This is a genomic window from Acinetobacter sp. ANC 3813 (assembly GCF_002135435.1).
Taxonomy (GTDB): Bacteria; Pseudomonadota; Gammaproteobacteria; order Pseudomonadales; family Moraxellaceae; genus Acinetobacter.
Genome location: NZ_NEGK01000001.1, coordinates 61,889 through 81,239, shown reverse-complemented (window position 1 = coordinate 81,239; position 19,351 = coordinate 61,889). Strand labels below are relative to the sequence as shown.

Annotated in this window: 20 protein-coding genes; 9 read left to right on the top strand and 11 right to left on the bottom strand. The window is 42.2% G+C overall.

Annotation, left to right across the window (positions count from 1 at the left end; all coding sequences use genetic code 11):
* Window positions 1-78 precede the first annotated feature (78 nt).
* Entirely contained in the window at window positions 79-810 is a 732-nt protein-coding gene (locus B9T34_RS18965) for a hypothetical protein (protein WP_228147378.1), read from the top strand.
* 50 nt (window positions 811-860) lie between these two features.
* Here B9T34_RS18965 and B9T34_RS00365 read toward each other — a convergent pair whose 3' ends face one another.
* Window positions 861-1,652, bottom strand: coding sequence for an rRNA large subunit pseudouridine synthase E (locus B9T34_RS00365; RefSeq protein WP_086211191.1), 792 nt, complete (start codon window positions 1,650-1,652; stop codon window positions 861-863).
* Window positions 1,653-1,848: 196 nt separating this feature from the next.
* On the opposite strand from B9T34_RS00365, the gene icd reads away from it, so the two are divergent.
* From icd to B9T34_RS18785, 3 genes are all read left to right on the top strand, one after another.
* Window positions 1,849-3,105 carry an NADP-dependent isocitrate dehydrogenase gene (icd, locus tag B9T34_RS00360; RefSeq protein WP_086211190.1) on the top strand — a complete coding sequence of 419 codons (1,257 nt, stop codon included), beginning with the start codon at window positions 1,849-1,851 and terminating at the stop codon, window positions 3,103-3,105.
* A 110-nt stretch (window positions 3,106-3,215) separates the two neighbouring features.
* Window positions 3,216-3,509 carry a hypothetical protein gene (locus B9T34_RS00355; RefSeq protein WP_086211189.1) on the top strand — a complete coding sequence of 98 codons (294 nt, stop codon included), beginning with the start codon at window positions 3,216-3,218 and terminating at the stop codon, window positions 3,507-3,509.
* 414 nt (window positions 3,510-3,923) lie between these two features.
* Complete coding sequence (locus B9T34_RS18785) at window positions 3,924-4,088, top strand: hypothetical protein (protein WP_171265087.1); 165 nt, start codon at window positions 3,924-3,926, stop codon at window positions 4,086-4,088.
* 253 nt (window positions 4,089-4,341) lie between these two features.
* On the opposite strand, the gene B9T34_RS00350 is transcribed toward B9T34_RS18785, so the two are convergent.
* Entirely contained in the window at window positions 4,342-5,400 is a 1,059-nt protein-coding gene (locus B9T34_RS00350; RefSeq protein WP_086211188.1) for a type II asparaginase, read from the bottom strand.
* A gap of 209 nt (window positions 5,401-5,609) precedes the next feature.
* Window positions 5,610-7,040, bottom strand: coding sequence for a pyridoxal phosphate-dependent aminotransferase (locus B9T34_RS00345; protein WP_086211187.1), 1,431 nt, complete (start codon window positions 7,038-7,040; stop codon window positions 5,610-5,612).
* Window positions 7,041-7,268: 228 nt separating this feature from the next.
* Between B9T34_RS00345 and msrB the strand changes: the two genes are divergently transcribed.
* Together msrB and B9T34_RS00335 are read left to right on the top strand one after the other, a co-directional pair.
* Window positions 7,269-7,688, top strand: a complete 420-nt coding sequence (gene msrB / locus B9T34_RS00340; protein ID WP_086211186.1) for a peptide-methionine (R)-S-oxide reductase MsrB — start codon at window positions 7,269-7,271, stop codon at window positions 7,686-7,688.
* A complete protein-coding gene (locus B9T34_RS00335; protein ID WP_086211185.1) occupies window positions 7,685-8,167 on the top strand; it encodes a glutathione peroxidase in 483 nt (160 codons plus the stop codon). The genes msrB and B9T34_RS00335 overlap by 4 nt, the downstream gene beginning before the upstream one ends.
* A gap of 173 nt (window positions 8,168-8,340) precedes the next feature.
* Here the strand turns inward: B9T34_RS00335 and dapC are convergent, their stop codons facing one another.
* The 5 genes from dapC to B9T34_RS00310 all read right to left on the bottom strand — a co-directional run bounded on the left by dapC (window position 8,341) and on the right by B9T34_RS00310 (window position 14,774).
* Window positions 8,341-9,510, bottom strand: coding sequence for a succinyldiaminopimelate transaminase (dapC, locus tag B9T34_RS00330; RefSeq protein WP_086211184.1), 1,170 nt, complete (start codon window positions 9,508-9,510; stop codon window positions 8,341-8,343).
* Window positions 9,511-9,534: 24 nt separating this feature from the next.
* Window positions 9,535-12,201 (bottom strand): [protein-PII] uridylyltransferase, encoded by a 2,667-nt coding sequence (gene glnD, locus B9T34_RS00325; RefSeq protein ID WP_086211183.1) that lies wholly within the window; start codon window positions 12,199-12,201, stop codon window positions 9,535-9,537.
* A gap of 29 nt (window positions 12,202-12,230) precedes the next feature.
* Complete coding sequence (gene purT, locus B9T34_RS00320) at window positions 12,231-13,445, bottom strand: formate-dependent phosphoribosylglycinamide formyltransferase (RefSeq protein WP_171265086.1); 1,215 nt, start codon at window positions 13,443-13,445, stop codon at window positions 12,231-12,233.
* 233 nt (window positions 13,446-13,678) lie between these two features.
* Window positions 13,679-14,026 (bottom strand): L-valine transporter subunit YgaH, encoded by a 348-nt coding sequence (gene ygaH / locus B9T34_RS00315; RefSeq protein ID WP_086211181.1) that lies wholly within the window; start codon window positions 14,024-14,026, stop codon window positions 13,679-13,681.
* Between the two features lies 1 nt (window position 14,027).
* Window positions 14,028-14,774, bottom strand: coding sequence for an AzlC family ABC transporter permease (locus B9T34_RS00310; protein WP_086211180.1), 747 nt, complete (start codon window positions 14,772-14,774; stop codon window positions 14,028-14,030).
* A 103-nt stretch (window positions 14,775-14,877) separates the two neighbouring features.
* Here B9T34_RS00310 and B9T34_RS00305 point away from each other — a divergent pair, with 103 nt between their 5' ends.
* Window positions 14,878-15,360, top strand: coding sequence for a hypothetical protein (locus B9T34_RS00305; RefSeq protein ID WP_086211629.1), 483 nt, complete (start codon window positions 14,878-14,880; stop codon window positions 15,358-15,360).
* Between the two features lie 380 nt (window positions 15,361-15,740).
* Entirely contained in the window at window positions 15,741-15,899 is a 159-nt protein-coding gene (locus B9T34_RS18780) for a hypothetical protein (RefSeq protein ID WP_171265085.1), read from the top strand.
* Between the two features lie 146 nt (window positions 15,900-16,045).
* Here B9T34_RS18780 and B9T34_RS00300 read toward each other — a convergent pair whose 3' ends face one another.
* Window positions 16,046-16,747, bottom strand: coding sequence for a Crp/Fnr family transcriptional regulator (locus B9T34_RS00300; protein WP_086211179.1), 702 nt, complete (start codon window positions 16,745-16,747; stop codon window positions 16,046-16,048).
* 131 nt (window positions 16,748-16,878) lie between these two features.
* On the opposite strand from B9T34_RS00300, the gene B9T34_RS00295 reads away from it, so the two are divergent.
* Window positions 16,879-17,421, top strand: coding sequence for a DUF962 domain-containing protein (locus B9T34_RS00295; RefSeq protein ID WP_086211178.1), 543 nt, complete (start codon window positions 16,879-16,881; stop codon window positions 17,419-17,421).
* A gap of 117 nt (window positions 17,422-17,538) precedes the next feature.
* On the opposite strand, the gene B9T34_RS00290 is transcribed toward B9T34_RS00295, so the two are convergent.
* Window positions 17,539-17,946 carry a hypothetical protein gene (locus B9T34_RS00290; RefSeq protein ID WP_086211177.1) on the bottom strand — a complete coding sequence of 136 codons (408 nt, stop codon included), beginning with the start codon at window positions 17,944-17,946 and terminating at the stop codon, window positions 17,539-17,541.
* Between the two features lie 303 nt (window positions 17,947-18,249).
* Window positions 18,250-19,341 carry a redox-regulated ATPase YchF gene (ychF, locus tag B9T34_RS00285; RefSeq protein WP_086211176.1) on the bottom strand — a complete coding sequence of 364 codons (1,092 nt, stop codon included), beginning with the start codon at window positions 19,339-19,341 and terminating at the stop codon, window positions 18,250-18,252.
* Window positions 19,342-19,351: the final 10 nt, after the last annotated feature.

Here is a 19,351-nt window from a genome sequence, read left to right as displayed (position 1 = left end):
CCCTAACCCTCTCCTACGAGGAGAGGGAATTTCATTTAAAATACAGCTACACAAAGTTAAACATAGAAGAATGAATTGATGAATCAAAAAAAATTAAATTGGGGTATTGCTATTACAGGCATTTGGTTGACTGTAATTATTATTATTTGGTTTTTTGCAGGTCTAAAATCGCCATCATCTTTAAATGAATTTGGTGATGCTCTTGCAGGCATTTTTGCGCCTATTGCTTTCTTCTGGCTGATTTTGGGTTATGTCCAGCAAGGTAAACAGCTTGATCTAAATACCAAAGCGTTGGAGCAGCAAGAAAGGGCGCTTCAATTGCGAATTGATGAGATGAAGGGAAGTGTTGAGCAACAAAAAGAATTAGCATTAATTCAAAATAAGCATTTTGATGCATTGAATAATGCTGTTAAGCCAATTTTAATCATAAAAGACGCTATTTTTCAATATTTAAGTAAAGGTGGTTATTGTTTTGAATCTGTTGGGTTTATGATTCAAGTAAAATTTAAACTTATGAATTTAGGTGGTGCTGCAAACAAACTATATATTCGTAATAGTAGACAGCAAGCTATTTACTTTTTAGATCAATTAGATATAAAAGGCGAAGTATTAGTTGAAATTGATTTATATGAATTAGATTTAGATGTTAATGACACTCAGCAAACGATGATTGCTGAAATTACTTTAGATTTTGAAAATGTACATGCTGAACATATGATTTTAAACTTTGAAGTGTATATGCAAACTGAGTTAGAAGATTCAGATCGTAAAGAAGAGTGTTATATATCAACGAGTTTAATAGTAAATTAAAGCCCACATATGTGAGCTTTAATTTTTAAACAAATTTTTAAGAATCTAACTTAACGACCATTACGCCCGCGGCCACGTGGCGCTTTAGTATTTGGACGAGTCGTACCATTGGTACGGCGTTTTGGTTTTTCGCTATCATCCATTTGCCAAATACGCTTCGTACCTGATGTTTTCTTCACAGAACCATCTTTGTTCTTACGTACCATTGGCTTACCGCCTGTACCGCCCGGTTTTTTCACATAAGAACGTGAACGGTAAGGTTCTTCAGCAGGCAGGTTTTGGAAGTCAGGGTACAGCAGCGGCTCAATCTCTTTCGTTTCACCCGGTTTTAATTCCATTTGCACAATGCTGATCGCGCCAATTTGAGTACGGATCAAACGCAGTGTAGGGAAGCCCACTGCTGCAGTCATGCGGCGTACTTGACGGTTACGGCCTTCACAAATCTGAATCTCAACCCAAGAGGTAGGTACAGACGCACGGAAACGTACAGGAGGATCTCGTTCCCATAACCATGCTGGCTCTTCAATTTTTGAAGCTTTTGCAGGCAAGGTCATGCCGTCTTTCAATTCTACGCCTTTGCGCAGTTGTTCAAGCGCTTCTTCAGTAACATCACCTTCAACTTGTACGACATACGTTTTGAACTTTTTGTTGGCAGGGTTTGTGATGTATTGATTTAGACCGCCGTGGTCAGTCAAAAAGACCAAACCTTCAGAGTCCATATCTAGACGGCCAGCCAAACGCAAAGTTGGATCGTCTACGAAGTCGGACATGGTCAAGTGCGCTTCGTCTTTACGGAATTGGGAGAGCACGTCATAAGGCTTATTTAAAATGACGATTTTCATAAGAAATGGCTTCTACACTAATATAAATAAAAGAAACATCGAGTTTTATTTAAGCGAAAAATAGAGTTATTTCCCTTATAAATCTCAAAGATGTTTGAATTCGATTAATCTATTATGCGTGAAGTGCGATTGAAAGTATTGCGAATTGGCAAATATTTTTTAAATTGCCAGATGAATAATAAGGAGAACAGACAGAATGGGCCATCAAAAAATCATTGTGCCAGTGGACGGCAGCAAAATTACCGTAAATTCAGATTTATCTTTAAATGTGCCTAATCAGCCCATTATTCCTTTTGTTGAAGGCGACGGCATAGGTGTAGACATCACGCCAGTCATGAAAGCTGTGGTCGATGCTGCTGTGCAAAAAGCCTATGGCGGCAAACGCTCTATTGAGTGGATGGAAGTCTATTGCGGTGAAAAAGCCAATAAAATTTACGGCACATATATGCCAGACGAAACTTTGGAAGCGCTGCGTGAATATGTCGTGTCAATTAAAGGACCGTTAACGACACCTGTGGGCGGCGGCATCCGTTCGCTCAATGTAGCGCTGCGCCAAGAGTTGGATTTATATGTCTGCGTGCGTCCTGTGCGCTGGTTTAAAGGTGTGCCTTCACCTGTGCAGCATCCTGAGCATACGGATATGGTGATTTTCCGTGAAAATTCTGAAGATATTTATGCAGGAATTGAATGGCAGGCTGATTCGCCAGAAGCCAAAAAAGTGATCAAATTTTTAAAAGAAGAAATGGGTGTAAGCAAAATCCGCTTTGAAGAAAATTGCGGGATTGGCATTAAACCCGTTTCTAAAGAAGGCACGCAGCGTTTGGTTCGTAAGGCCATTCAATTTGCCATTGATAACGATAAGCCCTCAGTGACACTGGTGCACAAAGGCAATATCATGAAATATACCGAAGGCGCATTTAAAGAGTGGGGTTATGAACTTGCTGTGGAGCGTTTTGGCGGTGTGCTGATAGACGGCGGGCCATGGGTTAAAATTAAGAATCCTAAAACCGGCAAAGATATTGTGATTAAAGATGTCATTGCAGATGCATTCCTGCAGCAGATTCTGATGCGTCCTACAGATTATTCTGTGATTGCCACGCTCAATTTGAACGGTGACTATATTTCAGATGCTTTGGCAGCAGAAGTTGGCGGCATTGGCATTGCGCCCGGAGCGAATATTGGCGGTGCGGTTCAGGTCTATGAGGCAACACACGGTACTGCGCCGAAATATGCAGGGCAGGACAAAGTAAACCCTGGGTCTATTATTTTGTCAGCAGAAATGATGCTGCGCGATATGGACTGGATAGAAGCTGCTGACTTCATCATTAAGGGTATTTCTGGCGCTATTGCTGCTAAAACAGTGACCTATGATTTTGAACGCTTAATGGAAGGCGCAAAATTGCTGCGCTGTTCGGAATTTGGTCAGGCGATTATTGAACATATGGACGATTGAGTTATCAATCTTGTTTTGAAAGCCCGCAATATTGCGGGCTTTTATGTATTCAAATCTAGTGATTTACATGGATTGATGCTATTTTATTCACAAATAATAAGGGGATAATAATGAAATATCATTGCTTAGCAATTCTAATACTTGGGGTTCCGTGCTTTGCTCAGGCAGGCGCTGTATATAAGTGCAATGTCAAAGGCTCCATAGTCTATCAGGCGAAACCCTGTCCAGTTGGAACAGCAGATGTGCAATTTCAGCGTGAACAGCGCCCAAGAAATTACAGTGTTCCAGCTCCGAAGCAAAAAGCCGCAAACGGTACAAGCAATGAAATATCCGATACTGTAGAAGGTAAAAAGAAAAGCTTGGCAATAGCGCAAGAGGCCTACAAAACAGCAGACAAACACTAAATCGCAATTTTTAGACGAAACTGAATGATTTAAAACCAAGCTTGAGTGTTTTAGGTTTAAGCTTCGTCATTACAAATCTTGAGTTCTAAGCGAAAAACCTGCTGCATAGCGGGTTTTACTTTATTTGTACTACTGTTTTTATGCTTAAGCGATTGAATTTGGATAGAGATTGATGCTTGCCATCAAATGTTTCAGCCAGCTTAAGGTTTTGTATCCTTAGGTTTGCATATGGGACTTAAGCGTTATTTCAGTAAGTCTGTCAAAAAATGGGTACCTGAATTTATTCAATTTATTTGCAATGTAATTACATTGACGCAATTTGAAACAGCTCAAAGCTTGGAAAGACAGGGAACTGGGCTAAAGTAAACCTATCGTCTTAGTACGATGAACTAAATTGAATAGGAGTTACATGTCATGGCTAGTCATCAACAGCAGCAGCAAAACCCGAATCAACAACAGCCGAATAAGCAAGATCAGCAACAACAACAGCAACAGCAGCAAGACCAGAACCAACAAAATCAGAAGTCTGAAAAACAGCAACCCAACCAACAACACCAACGCAATCAGCAACAGCGTTAAAAAAAGTGTGCTTTGGAGGATGAAGGCATCCATTTAATTGAATATCTTAAGTTTGAATCAAATTTTTTAAAATTGTAGTGCACTGAACTATATGGAACGTGGAATGGAAAAAGTATAGCCAGTGAAATCAAACCATAGCAAAAGCTATAAAAAATGCAGGCGCCAAGGGATTTGGCGCCTGCATTTTTTTGAACTACTTAAAATGATTTATTGCGAATAGCGTTGTTAAAAGTGCTATTCAGTTAAATAAAGATCAATATTCCCAAAATATACGCTGAATTTCTTTTGCATCTTTGGTTTTTGTTAAAGCTAAGGCTGTTAAAAGTTTTGCTTTTTGCGGGTTTAAATCATGCGCGACCACCCAGCCGTATTTATCATCTGGCTGTTCTGCATTACGTAATATAAAGCCTTGCGGCACACGTGATGAGCGGATAATTTGTACCCCTTGTTTCTGCAGTTCATTCAGTGTCGGTACGATGTAATTGGGAACTGAACCATTGCCCGTCCCTGCATTGATAATCGCTTTAGCACCTGCTTTTGCGTAGGCCAAATATGCATCTGGCAACATATTGCCTGAACCATACACAATTTGAACCAGCGGCAAGGCATCGCCTTTTATATTTTCAATATTAAATTCGGAGCTGTTGTTAAAACGTTTAGCAACATTTCTGAACCAATACGGTTTGCCTTCAACCAATGTGCCTAAAGCGCCCCATTGGCTGACAAAGGCATTGGTATGAATGTTGATGGTTTTGCTAACGTCACGTGCGGCAAAAATATCGTCATTCATCAGCACAAAAACGCCTTTGCCTTTTGCACTGTCTGCTGCTGCAAGCGCAACAGCACTATATAAGTTCAAGGGACCATCGGCAGAAAGCGCTGAAGGCGGGCGCATAGAGCCTACAACCACAATCGGTTTATCGGTATGTACAGTTAGACTTAGAAAATAAGCAGTTTCTTCCAGAGTGTCTGTGCCATGTGTGATGACCACACCATTAACATCTGATTTTTTAACTAATTCATTCACTTTACGTGCAATGGTTAAAAGCTCTTTGTCCGTAATACTTTCTGACGCAATTTGCAGTGCCTGAACGCCTGTTACATTGGCTAAATTTTGAATTTGAGGCACAGCATTCAGCAGATCATCTACAGGGACTTTCGCTGCTGTATAGGTGGCGCTGTTGGTGGAGCTTGCGCCAGCACCGGCAATTGTGCCGCCTGTGGCGACAACAACGACATTGTTTTTAGCAAAAGTTGAAAGCGGCAAAAGCATGCCAATGGAAAGGGCGAGCGCTGTAACTGTCTTTTTCATCGATTATCCTTTTCAATCATTGTTCTGGTTTTAAGCATTTTTTGTACCAGATTTAACTTAATATAAAGGAAGGAGAATTGCCAATATTGATTATAAAATGTGAAACTTTAATTAATCATTCAAATTTATAGTCTAGGCAAATAATGATATTCAGCTTTTGGAAAATAAAAAAAGGCACTCTATGGAGTGCCTTTTTTTCTTGAAAAGAATTAACGCATTTTTGCTAAGAATCGGCCTAAGCGTGTAATGGCTTCGCGCAATTCATTTTCTGCTGGCAAGAACACCACGCGGAAATGATCTGGAGTTGGCCAGTTAAAGCCTGTTCCTTGTACCAATAAAACTTTTTCTGCTTTTAAGAAGTCCAGCATGAATTGTTCATCATCCTGAATTGGATAAACTTCCGGATCCAATTTAGGGAAGCAGTACATTGCACCTTCAGGTTTTACACAAGACACGCCTGGAATTTCATTCAGCATTTCCCAAGCAATGTTGCGCTGTTCATATAAACGGCCGCCTGGACGGATGAGGTCATTAATAGACTGGTAGCCGCCTAATGCTGTTTGAATCGCGTACTGCGCTTGATGGTTTGCACATAGGCGCATAGACGCGAGCATATCTAAACCTTCAATGTAATCCATCGCGCGTGATTTATCGCCAGTAATAGCCATCCAGCCTGAACGGTAGCCTGCAATACGATATGCTTTAGATAAACCATTGAATGAAATGCAAAGTTGATCACCCGCAAGTGCAGCAACTGCAACATGTTCAATGCCGTCATAAACGATTTTGTCGTAAATTTCGTCGGCAAATAAAATCAGGTCATATTTTTTTGCCAGTGCAACGATTTGTTCAAGCACATGGCGAGGGTAAACCGCACCAGTCGGGTTATTGGGGTTAATGACCACAATACCGCGGGTGTTTGGCGTGATTTTGCTTTCCATATCTGCAATGTCTGGATACCAGAAGTTTTCTTCATCGCATTTGTAGTGAATAGCTGTCCCGCCAGACAGGTTTACAGCCGCAGTCCATAGCGGATAGTCGGGCATTGGCACCAGCATTTCGTCGCCGTCATCCAGCAGGCCTTGCATAGCCATAACGATCAATTCAGATACGCCATTGCCGACATAGACGTCATTGACGTGCATATCTAAAATGCCTTTTTGCTGATAATACTGACAGATCGCTTTGCGGGCAGGGAAGATACCTTTTGAATCTGTATAGCCAATCGCATTTGGCAGGTTTAAAGCCACATCATTAATAATTTCTTGCGGAGCTTCGAAGCCAAATGGAGCAGGGTTGCCGATGTTCAGCTTAATAATCTTATGACCAGCCTCTTCCATCTCGTTGGCCGCTCGCAACACAGGTCCGCGAATGTCGTAGCATACATGCTCGAGCTTAGACGATTTTTTTATTTCGCGAGGGGTGTGAAAGTTGTTCGGCATTTTGATGTTCTCTGAAAGAGTGGAGGTCACTTTTGCATAACGGTATAAATAACTTTTAAATGTCTCAGTTGTTACCAGATCAAGATTATGCTCATCTCTAAGTGAAGCAACAATTTTTTCATGCGTAAATCCTAACTGCTGATACTGTTTAATCACAGGCAGCAGATTTTTGAAAATTACGCTCTTTTTTTGCGACATTTTTTAATCCTGAGCAAGAATAAGACTAAGCCTACCACTAAAGTTGCTCACAAAAAAGCATTTAATAAATAAAATGCTCACCTTATTTTTATTTTTGCTTACTTTTTGCTTTTTTGGTTCATTATATGTCTTTTGTAAATTGTTAAATAAAGACTAGAAATTTAAGATTGAATGACGTAAATATAGGATTATCTTATTTTAAATAGCAAGATAGAAAGGTACGTCATCATGGGAAAACTCAATAAAACAGAAAGAGAATGGCAAAGAGAGTTATCACCAGAAGAGTTTCGTATTACACGACAAAAGGGAACAGAACCTGCGTTTACTGGAAAATATTGGAATACGAAACAAGATGGCACATATGTTTGCCGCTGCTGTGGAGAGCCATTATTTAGTTCAGAAACAAAATTTGACAGCGGCTGTGGCTGGCCAAGCTTTTTCCGCCCACTGAATACGTCTGTTATTGAGGAACATCAAGATACATCGCACGGCATGGTGAGAACAGAAATTGTCTGTCATCATTGTGACGCACATTTAGGGCATGTTTTCCCGGATGGTCCACAGCCGACTGGATTGCGGTATTGCGTTAATTCGGCTTCATTAGACTTAAAATCACAAGAAAAAAATGATGAGGAAACCTATCCATGACAAGCATTTATCAGTTTGAGGCTGAGTTGTTAGATGGAAAAAATAAATCGTTTGCCGACTATGAGGGCAAGGTTTTATTGGTGGTAAATACTGCAAGTAAATGCGGTTTTACGCCGCAATTTGCTGGACTGGAAAAAATATATCAGCAGTATAAGGATCAGGGCTTTTTGGTGCTGGGCTTTCCCTGCAACCAGTTTGGCGGCCAAGATCCGGGCAGCAATGATCAGATCGGCGCATTTTGCCAAAAAAATTATGGCGTAGACTTTCCAATGTTTGCCAAAGTCGATGTGAAAGGCCCTGAAGCGCATGCGATTTTCCGTTACTTAACCAATAATTCTAAAGGTGTATTGGGAAATGGCATTAAGTGGAATTTCACCAAGTTTTTGATTGGAAAAAATGGCCAGGTGCTGAACCGCTATGCACCGACAACCAAGCCGGAAGCTTTGCAGGAAGATATTGAAAAGGCTCTAGCAAGTTAAGCTTTTGCTTACAAAGGAATTTAAAGGCGCATAAGCGCCTTTATCATTTTCTTTCTGCCTGATGTTGAAAAATAAAACCTGCTGATTAAAGCGGGTTTTATTTAATCTGGATCACATTTCATAAGGATTGCCCGACAATGTCGAAGCAGCCTGTCAATGCGAATCTTAAGGTATTATAGAATTGCTTTAAGGCGCTGAATTGCTTGCTCGCATTGTGTAATGTCCGCAACCAATGCCATACGGACATGGTTTTCGCCTGGATTGCCTGTTGCGGTTTCACGAGACAAATAACGGCCTGACAAGACTTTAATATGCGCTTTTTCCATCAGCATTTTGGCAAAAGTTTCATCATTGTCTACTTTGAGCCAGTAATAAAAGCCTGCATCTGGTTTTTGCAAAGGCAATAAATGTCCAAGTTCGCTTTGGAACAAGTCAAATTTAGCGCGGTACAGTTTACGGTTTTCTTCTACGTGGGTTTCATCATCCCACGCTGCAATAGAAGCAATTTGATGCTGAACCGGCATGGCTGCGCCGTGATAGGTTCGATATTTTAAGTAGGGTTTAAGCAATTCTGCATCGCCGGCAACAAAGCCGGAACGCATGCCTGGCAAGTTAGAGCGCTTAGACAGAGAATGGAAAACCACACAGTTTTTAAAATCATCACGGCCGATTTCTGCGCAAACTTCCAATAAGCCAACCGGCGCTTCATCAAACCAAAGCTCTGAATAGCATTCATCTGAAGCAATCACAAAGTTGTATTGGTCAGACAGGGCGATCAGTTTTTTGAACTGCTCTTTAGAGAGAACAGCACCAGTTGGATTGCCTGGCGTGCAGACAAACAGCAACGCTGTTTTTTCCCAAACTTCTGCAGGTACTGCATCAAAATCGCCCAGATAGTTATTTTCTTCTGTGCAGTTGATGAAGTAAGGCGTAGCGCCTGCAAGCAAAGCTGCACCCTCATAAATTTGATAAAACGGATTTGGCATCACCACGTAAGGTGCATCGTCACGGTTTACCAAAGCCTGCACAAAAGAAAAAATCGCTTCACGTGTGCCAGATACGGGCAATACATGGTTTTCTGCACTGATGCTGTTGAGCTTGAAGCGGCGGCTTAGCCAGTTGGCAATGCTGCTGCGCAATTCAGGCAGGCCTTTGCTGTTTGGGTAGGTAGATAGATGCTGGAAGTTGTCAATAATTGCCTGCTTTACAAATTCAGGCGCAGGATGCTTCGGTTCACCAATCGATAATGGAATTAATGGCAAATCCGCAGGCGTAACGTCCTGAAAAAGCTTATTCAGTTTTTCAAATGGATACGGGTGCAATAATGACAAACTAGAGTTCATGGAATGGTTACCGGTTCAAATAAGTTAATGATGGCCGCACACTAAATGCGAAGCTTCGTCCAAAGCTGACTTAAGCTGACTTGCAAAAGTATCAGCTTCACTTCGGTTCATTGGCGTACCATCTTTTTTAGTCACAAAGAAAATATCCTCTGCGCGCTCGCCTAGGGTCGCGATTCGGGCAGAATGAATATCCAGCCCCTGCATCATAAATAAACCGCCGACTTTGGCAAGTAGGCCAGGGTGGTCAAGCGTCGCAATTTCCACCATATTTTGCTGCAGGGCTTCATTTAGGGTGATATCAACTTTATTTTCGATATCAAAATGGCGCAGCTGACGTGGAATGCGGCGCTGCATGAGGCCAGGGTATTTATCAGATTGGCTCAGCGCTTCCACTAAGGCGTGCACGACAGTCTCTTGGCGCTCAGGTTCATTTAACAGTGTTCCAAAACGGTCTAAAACAACATAAGTATCTAAGCTGAAGGCTTTTAGCGCCGTAATAATCCGCGCATCTTGAACGTCCAGATTCATGCGGTCTAGAATGGCTACAGTGGTTGCAAATAAGTTCGGCTGATCTTGCGTGTAGATAAAGATCTGCACCGCATCTTGCGCGTATTTGCGGTGTGCGCGCATCAATACCAGCGGTTCTGGATTATCGCCGTGCTTTAAGATGGCGCGGGTATGCCATGCAATTTCATCCGCTGATTCTTTAATGAAGTATTCATCGCCCAGCTCTTGCCAGACTTTTTCAACTTCATCTAAGGAAAAGTCTTCGACCAGCTGTTCGCTGGCGGCAAATTTAGTGTCTTCAATCAGCATTTGATAATCAACAGGGCGGCCTAGGCCTGAACGGATGACATCACGCGCTTGCGTATAGAGCTGGCGCATGAGTGATGCGCGCCATGTGTTCCAAAGCGTTGGGTTGGTAGCATTAATATCCGCTACAGTTAAAGCATAGAGATAATCTAAATGCTCCATGTCACCCATTTTTTCTGCAAATGCACGAACAACGTCAGGGTCTGAAATATCTTTTTTCTGTGCAGTCACAGACATCTGTAAATGGTTGTTGACTAACCATGCCACCATATTGGCTTCACGTTCACTAAATCCATGCTTTATACAGAATTGGATGGCATCGGCAGCGCCCAATTCACTGTGATCGCCGCCGCGTCCTTTAGCAATATCATGGAAGATCGCTGCTAGGTACACGATGTCTCTGCGGGCGAGACGCTGGAACACAGAGCTGACAACAGGGAAGTCTTTGGCAAACTCTGGCTCTTTAAAGCGGTTCAGATTACGGATGAGCAATAATGTATGTGCATCTACTGTGTAGATGTGGAACAAGTCATATTGCATGAGGCCCATAATTTGGCCAAAAGCAGGAATGTAATTGCCCAAAACGCTATAGCGCTTCATCGCGACCATGGTGTCATATAGGCGGTATGGTGAACGGATAATCGCCATAAACATCGCTTGATGTTCTGGGTTGTCACGGAAATTCTTATCAATGCGTTTGGCTGCTAAAATCAGCAGTCTTAAGGTTCTGGCGCGAATCCCTGTAATTTCAGGGCGGTTGGCCAGCAGGTAGAAAATTTCTAAAATCGCGCTTGGATTTTCTGAAAAGATCTTATGGTGCTGAACGGCCAGTTTGCCGTCAACCAGTTTAAAGTTGGCGTTAATTTCTTCAATTTCACGTTTATAATTAGGTAATCGCGGCGTAATAACCGATTCATTAAAATAAGCCAGCAGCATTTCATTGAGTGTTGAAACTTGCTGCGCGCTGCGGTAATAGCGTTTCATGAATTGTTCAATTGGATAATTCGGTGATTTGTCTTCTTCACGCATGTAGCCAAATTTAGCTGCAATTTCACGCTGATAATCGAATAATAAGCGGTTTTCATCACGCTTGGTCAGGCGATGCAGATGGTGGCGGATCTCCCACAAAAAGCTTTCAGCAGACTCTAAAACGCCCAGTTCAAATTCTGAAATAAAACCCAAATGTACAAGATCATAAATGCGGTTAACACGGAAATGGCGCTTGGCGATCCAGCCAATCTGGTTGATGTCGCGGATGCCGCCCGGCGCATTTTTAATATCGGGTTCTAGGTTGCTTTCTGTGTTGTTGTGCTGTGCATGGCGTTTAAGCTGTTCCTGCATTTTGGCATCATAGAACGTTTTGTCTGTCCATGTTTGCGAAACAATGCGACGCGGCCATTTGGCTAAATGCTGATTGCCGCTGATTAAACGCGATTCGATCAGTGCTGTTGCTACGGTTAAATCATTGGTCGCTTGTGCTACGCAGTCAGCAATGGTGCGCACACTAATGCCGGGTTTGAAGTTACCGACATCCCAAAGAGATGAGATAAACGTTGAAATCAGTTTTTCATCTTCTTCAGAAATACTGTCTTCTGACAGAATCATGATGTCGACGTCAGAGTAAGGCAGCATTTCGCGGCGGCCATAACCGCCAACTGCAAACAAACCTAAATTTGTCTGGTCTAAGTGGGCATGTGTCCATAAAAATTGCAAAGCTTCATCAATGATATTGGAGCGCGCCAAGATCACATCACGGATTGACTGTCCATTCTCAAAATACTCCTGCAGCTGATTTTCGACATCTGTGCGCCATTGGTTAATTGCTTGAATGTCTTGATTACTTTTAATGTAATTCAGCAGCGGTAAAGTATTGATCATGAACAGTTGTCCGTTATGGTGTTGCAAGCTTAGTTTTGATGAACACTGATGTGCTGTACGGTTTGCAGTGCAAGTTCACGCGCTTGATCAGTTGTTTCTGCGCGTGCTGTTGCCACACCCATACGGCGGCGTTTAAAACCTTCTGGTTTGCCAAATAAACGTAAATCAGTATTTGGATTTGCCAAAGCAAGATTCAAGCCAGAAAACGATAAATTGGTGTCATCAACACCCGCATAAATGACAGCGCTGGCGGCAGTACTGTGTCGCTCAGTATTTACAGGCAAGCCTAAAATGGCGCGCGCATGCAGTTCAAATTCACTTTGGAATTGAGAAGCAAGCGTTACGAGGCCTGTATCATGCGGGCGAGGAGATACTTCACTAAACCATACTTTGTCGCCTTTGACAAATAGTTCCACGCCAAAAATACCGCAGCCGCCTAGTGCTATCGTCACTTTATTGGCAATGCGTTTTGATTCTTCCAGCGCAGCAGGCGTCATGGCTTGCGGCTGCCAGCTTTCAACGTAGTCGCCAGAGTCTTGGCGGTGGCCGATCGGGTCGCAAAAAGAGGTTTCAATCTCACCGGTTTCTGCATTTTTAGCGCGGACAGTCAGCAAGGTGATTTCGAAGTCAAATTCAATTTGAGACTCAACGATCACTTTGCCTTGATTTACGCGTCCGCCAGTTTGCGCATATTCCCAAGCTGCATCCACTTCGGCAAAGCTTCTCACGCGGGATTGGCCTTTGCCAGAAGAAGACATGACCGGTTTAACAAAATTTGGATAGCCAATGTCGTCACAGGCAGCACGGAAAGATTCCAGTGTGTCGGCAAAACGGTAAGCGGATGTTGGAAGGCCAAGTTCTTCTGCAGCAAGGCGGCGAATACCTTCACGGTTCATGGTGAGATTCACGGCTTTGGCAGAAGGAATAACGGTTGCCAGTTGTTGTTCTTCAATTTCGACTAATACTTGGGTGGCAATGGCTTCAATTTCTGGAATAACCAGATTGGGCTGTACTTGATTAATCAGCTCTTTTAGTGCGGCTGGATCGGCCATATTCAGCGCATAAGAATAATGTGCAACTTGCATGGCTGGGGCGTGTTCATAACGGTCTGCAGCATGGACTTCTACACCTAAACGCTGTAAAGAAATCACCACTTCTTTACCCAGTTCGCCAGAGCCTAAAAGTAAAACTTTAAAAGCCGAAGATTGAAGTGGGGTACCAATAGTCACGCTCATGTGTATCATCCATGCTTGATTTTATGGACTTTTAGCATACCAGAACTGAATGTTTGTTTAAGCTCCAATTCACATAAATAAATGATATTGTCCAACAATTTTATTTATGAATAAATTCGGCAGAATTTTTGTATAGGCTTAATGAGAAAGCGTCTAAAAATATGAATTTAGGCGCTTAGGCTGTAAATTTTATAATAAGGAGAGGCTTCTGACGTAAGCGAGTAGATTACATAATCAGACTGTTAAAAATGAAAAGGCACATAGGTATACACCAAGCCATAAGTAAGCGCTGCGGTCAGCGTGGCTGGAACAATTTTCTTGAATCTAAAATATAAACCAGCAAGCACAATAAACCCCGCCAGCATCGCCATGCTTTTATTTGGTGTTTCTAAAAGCGGGGGTAAAGTAGCAACCACAAGCATTGAACTGATTGCTGAAATGCCAATAGAACCTAATGCAATTTTTAGCCATAGCGAGCCGCGCTGCTGTGAGCCTTGCTCGAATTTTTGAATAAAATAAAATGGCCCGAAGCGTGAAACGAAGTTGGCAATACCGACCATAATGCCGACTAAGATAATTTCTAAACTCATACTAGCCTCCAATATGCTCTGGGTCTGGTTGTTTCAGCACATAATGCTTAAATAATCCTGCACAGATGCCCGATGAAATGCCAATGAAAATGGCGGCAGATAAATCGATAAAATAACAGGCAACAGCGGAAACAATGATAGTTACTGCGACGACAAAACTGTGCTTTTTCTCAAAAGCAGCCAATAGGAAGCTGAGAAATAGAGCAGGCAGTAAGAAATCTAATGCCGCCTGCAAGAACTGCGGTAAATTGCTGACTTGATCGGCAAACAGTCCGCCTAAAAAGGAACCTAGCGCCCACGACATCCAGCTGAATAAACTCAGGCCAAGCATCCAAGATTCAGACCATTCCTGACGGCGCTGCGACAGCTTAATCATGCCGGAGGCAAAAACTTCATCGGTTAAGCCCCATGCCCAAACGGCAGTTTTTTTGAGGTTTAAACGGTCTTGAATAAGGTTTTGCAAAGCAGGGCCATACAGTAAATGGCGAATATCGAGTGCAATAACGGTCAGGGCGGTCATCCATATAGAGGTGCCGCTGCCAAGCAGGGCGACCACTAAAAACTGGCTGGCGCCTGCATACATGGAGCAGGATAAAAACAGTGCTTCCCATGCGCTGAAGCCGAATTGAGTCGCAGAGACGCCAAAAGCAAAAGAAACCGGAAGATAGGTAAAAATAATTGCTTGGCTATCTTTAGCGCCTTGCCAAAAGCCGGCGGGCTGTACTGGGGAGGGATTGTGCTCTGACACGACACACCTTAGCGGGAGAGTTGATCAAAAGGTCAAATGAGATTGTGTATTGTATCCGAATTTACTAGCATAGTGCCGAATAGTTTGTATGAGTGAACTTGCGATGTTCAGCTTTGCACCGAATACTTTAAAAGCCCTAATGTTGATGAGCAGTGTACTGTTGCTGCAGGCTTGCGGCAATTCATCCGACGCTCAAGAAGATAAAGTCGTAATTAAGCCTGCGCCAAAACTCAGTAATGACGCTACGGCATATGCAAATGAAGCATGGAAGTTCATTAATCAAGCCGATCCGCTGGTATACAGTCAGCAGATTGATCAACTGGAAGAAAAAGTACGTAAGCCTGCCCGTAAGCTGAGTACAGACTGGCGTATTAATGTCAAAATGACCGATTCGGTAACGGAAGGCAAATATGCACTTTGCCGTAAAGCCTTAACCAGTTTGGAAATCTGGGCGCGTGAAACCATTGATAAGGCAGATACAACCGCGCAAAAGCAGGCAGATTATGAGCGGGATAAAAAACAGTGTCAGGGCGCAATTGAACAGCCTCAGCTGGGAAATACTGATCCGAAGAAAGTTGGCGTTTAAGCCAATTTTATGAAATGTATGTTTGAGAAACCGCTAAAGCAATTTAGCGGTTTTTTTAAACATTGATGTTTCTGAAATAAGAAAATTAAGTTTTAATTTTGAGATTGTAAATAGATTTTATAAGAATAATTGCGTCTTAGAGGTAAGGCTTTATTTTTTTGTGATTTTTTATTGTTAATTAAAATATTGAAATATAATAAATATTATTTAACAAGCACTTCTTTTATCTTTTAATTAAGATTTAAAAACAATGAGTAATATAAAAATACAATAATATTATAAAAAATGTGAATTATCGTTATTTGATAAAATGTGTAAAAATAACCGCGTAAAAGAAGTTCAATAGATGTCATTTCAAAAGAAGATGAATGGTGATAAAGATGAAAAAAGTATTAATGATGTTGTCAATTGCGGCATGTTTAACTGCAGCAATGAATGTTCAAGCGGATGCAAATACAGCGCCAGAATCGAGTTCGCAAGAAGTTGCGCCATGCACCAATGGTTTTGACAGCGTAAATGTTTGCCAGTTGCTCTCTTAAGAGATGCTTTTAATATATTGTCTTAATGCATTTAAATTTTTTTTTAAAGGTATATTTGCACCAATATAAATCAAAATTATAAAACGTTTCAAAATGGCGCAAAATACTGCACTTAAATTGCGCTAGGTCAGATCAAACAGCAAGTTTTAAGCCTGAGGCCATGCATGTGCAATTTGATGCAGCAGCGCAGTATCTAAAATTTCTATTTTACGAAAAGCCAGTTTCAGTACGCCGCGTTTTTCTAATTCCTGTAATTCTTGATTTACGGTTTGCCGTGAGCAGACCAGCAGCTGCGCCAGCTGTTCCTGCGACATATGAATACTATGCTGTTCAATTTCAATATGATTGCCATAGCCATTTAAAATAAACAGCAATCGCTGCGCTAGGCGCTGGCTGATATTTTGGGTTTGGATAGAAATGAGTTCTAGAAAGGCAAAACGCAGTTTTTGGCTGGTGAGTTGTGCAATATGGAACCAAAACTGCGGATGTTCTTGCAGCAGGTGTTGAATGCTTACGCTCGGCAGATGCAAAATCGTGGATTTCTGTATCGCTATGGCATCATGCGAGCGGGGCAGTTGATCAACCAGAGAGATTTCTCCAAACCACATAATAGGTTCTGCTATCGCGGCAACAGCTTCTTTACCGTGTATATCAATATAGCCAAGACGGACTGCGCCTTCTAAAACGGCATAAATCCCATCAAAGGCATCACCAGATAGGAAGATGCGCTGCTCTTTCTGTATATGCTGTAAATGCGCATGCTCTAAAATATAGCGCTGAAATTCGGGGCCAAGCTGCGCATACCAATAGTTATTGTTTAAATGTGGCAGGTATTGCGGATCAAGCATGCTGAAATTCCATTTTCATTAGCGGCGGTTGTCTAAATTGTATTTGTCGCCTGCGCGACAACTTGCAGTTGCGCATTCTTATATAGTCATTATAACGCGTGAAAGCATAACCATTACAAGGACGCATAGCCATGACTAAACTCGAACAGCTGCTGAGCCAGTATGCCGCATATCATCTGGATCATAAAAATATCCTAACGCACTTTGTCGGCATTCCGCTGATTGTATTTTCAATTATGTGTTTAACCGCCCGTGCAGGGGTAATGGTTTCAGGATTTGAACTTACGCTGGCTCTTCTGATTATTGCCATGACGGTGATCTATTATATAAGCTTAGATAAAATTTTTGGTTTACTGATGCTGCTGATCTTCGCTGTGTCTTATCCATTGGCTTATCTGATTGCTCAATGGAGCATGGCTGCATGGTTAAGTGCAAGCATTGGCATATTTGTGGTGGGCTGGGCCATTCAATTTATTGGGCATTTTTATGAAAAGAAAAAGCCGGCTTTCTTTGATGATGTCATTGGCTTGGCTATTGGCCCATTATTTGTTTTGGCCGAAATGGTCTTTATGCTGGGTTTTAGAAAAGACATTGAACAGCGCATGCTGGAAGAGGCCCGTAAGCAGCGCGCCTTGATGGATGCTAAGCAAGCACAGCACGTTTCAGCGCACTAAAATTAATTAGCTTTATAAAAGTAAGTTAATTGCGAATAGTAAATATTGAATTTATAGGATTTAAAAAACAGTTTGCAAAAAACCGGTCATAGACCGGTTTTTTTTAGGCTAGAAATTTTAAGATTTAACGGGTTTGGCTGCAGTATGGGCATGCTGTGCATCTATTTTTGCATGAGTTGCTGCTGTTTTAGCTTTAGCCGCTTCATGTTTGGCCGCATTGGTTTCTGCAGCTGCCTTGGCTTGTTCATGTGAAGCCTGTTTTACATCTTTTTGCATGGCTGCAGTGCGATGCTGTTCAGCTTTTACTGCGTCATGTTTAGCTTTAGTGGCGTGTAGCTGAGCTTGACTGGCTTCATGTTTTGCGGCTTGGGATTGATGTTTAACGGTTGCAGCGGCTACACATTTTCCGCCTTTATGGTTGGCGCCAGTACCGCCAGTGAGTGTTGTGCCTTGCGGGCAGGCAAATGCAGTGGCGCTAAGTAAACTGAGCATTCCTGCTGCGAATAGAGTGCTGATTTTTTTCATTTCTTTAACTCCGTAAAACACGAATTTAATTGATCTATAATTGGGTGTCTGAAGGCTTTGGCGCCTATTCTCTAAGATAAATCCGAATTTAAAATCATTAAGCAGCATCTGTGTAGGTGAAAAGCTGTGGAGTTTTATGGCTTTGTTTTATGTTATTAAGCTTCAGGCTGGCTTCATGATTATGCGTTGTAATTTTGGCATTTCCTTCAAGCATTCGTATCTATAGGGCATAAAAAAGCTCCAATCACTTGGAGCTTTTTTATCTGTTTTATTTAAGCTTGGATTAAAAGCTCAAACTACAGCTTATACGTTAAAGCGGAAATGCAATACATCGCCATCTTGCACGATGTAAGTTTTGCCTTCTAAACGCCATTTACCTGCTTCTTTCGCGCCAGCTTCACCGTTGAACTGAACAAAGTCGTTATAAGCGACACATTCTGCGCGGATAAAGCCTTTTTCAAAGTCTGTATGAATAACGCCAGCCGCTTGCGGTGCAGTCGCGCCAATTTTAACTGTCCAAGCGCGGACTTCTTGTACGCCTGCTGTGAAATACGTTTGCAAACCAAGCAAGCCATATCCAGCACGGATTACAACGTTTAGACCAGGTTCTTCCATGCCTAATGCTTCAAGGAATTCTGCACGGTCTTCATCTTCAAGCAATGAAATTTCTGCTTCAATTTGGTTGCAAAGCGGAACCACAATTGCATTTTCTTCGGCTGCTAATTTTTGAACTGCTTCAAGGTGCGGGTTGTTTTCAAAACCGTCTTCAGCAACGTTAGCAATGTACATGGTTGGTTTTAAAGTCATTAAACCAAAACCGCGAACTGCTTTACGTTCATCATCATCTAAATCTGCTGCGCGGGCAGGTTTGCCTTCTTCAAGCAAAGGCAAAATTTTGTCTAGAACCGCTTTAGTGGCAATGGCGTCTTTGTCGCCGCCTTTCGCAGATTTAGCTAAGCGTGTGATTGCTTTCGTGATTGTGTCTAGGTCAGCCAGTGCAAGTTCTGTATTGATGGTGGCAATATCGTCCAGCGGATCAATTTTACCATTGACGTGAATCACGTTTTCATCTTCAAAGCAGCGAACAACATGTGCAATAGCATCAGTTTCACGGATGTTAGCAAGGAACTGGTTGCCTAGGCCTTCACCTTTAGACGCGCCTGCAACTAAGCCGGCAATATCGACAAATTCCATCGTTGTTGGAATGACGCGCTGCGGTTTAACAATAGCAGTAAGTTTGTCTAAACGTGGATCTGGCACAGGTACGATGCCTGTGTTTGGTTCAATCGTACAGAATGGGAAGTTTTCTGCAGCAATAGCAGCTTTAGTCAATGCATTGAAAAGTGTAGATTTACCAACGTTCGGCAAGCCGACAATACCGCAATTAAAACCCATGAAATAACTC

Excerpts from the sequence above, each read along its gene's own strand:
- B9T34_RS18965 (WP_228147378.1), top strand. The coding sequence starts at position 79 with ATGAATCAAAAAAAATTAAATTGGGGTATTGCTATTACAGGCATTTGG.
- B9T34_RS00365 (WP_086211191.1), bottom strand. The coding sequence starts at position 1,652 with ATGAAAATCGTCATTTTAAATAAGCCTTATGACGTGCTCTCCCAATTC.
- icd (WP_086211190.1), top strand. The coding sequence starts at position 1,849 with ATGGGCCATCAAAAAATCATTGTGCCAGTGGACGGCAGCAAAATTACC.
- B9T34_RS00355 (WP_086211189.1), top strand. The coding sequence starts at position 3,216 with ATGAAATATCATTGCTTAGCAATTCTAATACTTGGGGTTCCGTGCTTT.
- B9T34_RS18785 (WP_171265087.1), top strand. The coding sequence starts at position 3,924 with ATGGCTAGTCATCAACAGCAGCAGCAAAACCCGAATCAACAACAGCCG.
- B9T34_RS00350 (WP_086211188.1), bottom strand. The coding sequence starts at position 5,400 with ATGAAAAAGACAGTTACAGCGCTCGCCCTTTCCATTGGCATGCTTTTG.
- B9T34_RS00345 (WP_086211187.1), bottom strand. The coding sequence starts at position 7,040 with ATGTCGCAAAAAAAGAGCGTAATTTTCAAAAATCTGCTGCCTGTGATT.
- msrB (WP_086211186.1), top strand. The coding sequence starts at position 7,269 with ATGGGAAAACTCAATAAAACAGAAAGAGAATGGCAAAGAGAGTTATCA.
- B9T34_RS00335 (WP_086211185.1), top strand. The coding sequence starts at position 7,685 with ATGACAAGCATTTATCAGTTTGAGGCTGAGTTGTTAGATGGAAAAAAT.
- dapC (WP_086211184.1), bottom strand. The coding sequence starts at position 9,510 with ATGAACTCTAGTTTGTCATTATTGCACCCGTATCCATTTGAAAAACTG.
- glnD (WP_086211183.1), bottom strand. The coding sequence starts at position 12,201 with ATGATCAATACTTTACCGCTGCTGAATTACATTAAAAGTAATCAAGAC.
- purT (WP_171265086.1), bottom strand. The coding sequence starts at position 13,445 with ATGATACACATGAGCGTGACTATTGGTACCCCACTTCAATCTTCGGCT.
- ygaH (WP_086211181.1), bottom strand. The coding sequence starts at position 14,026 with ATGAGTTTAGAAATTATCTTAGTCGGCATTATGGTCGGTATTGCCAAC.
- B9T34_RS00305 (WP_086211629.1), top strand. The coding sequence starts at position 14,878 with ATGTTCAGCTTTGCACCGAATACTTTAAAAGCCCTAATGTTGATGAGC.
- B9T34_RS18780 (WP_171265085.1), top strand. The coding sequence starts at position 15,741 with ATGAAAAAAGTATTAATGATGTTGTCAATTGCGGCATGTTTAACTGCA.
- B9T34_RS00300 (WP_086211179.1), bottom strand. The coding sequence starts at position 16,747 with ATGCTTGATCCGCAATACCTGCCACATTTAAACAATAACTATTGGTAT.
- B9T34_RS00295 (WP_086211178.1), top strand. The coding sequence starts at position 16,879 with ATGACTAAACTCGAACAGCTGCTGAGCCAGTATGCCGCATATCATCTG.
- B9T34_RS00290 (WP_086211177.1), bottom strand. The coding sequence starts at position 17,946 with ATGAAAAAAATCAGCACTCTATTCGCAGCAGGAATGCTCAGTTTACTT.
- ychF (WP_086211176.1), bottom strand. The coding sequence starts at position 19,341 with ATGGGTTTTAATTGCGGTATTGTCGGCTTGCCGAACGTTGGTAAATCT.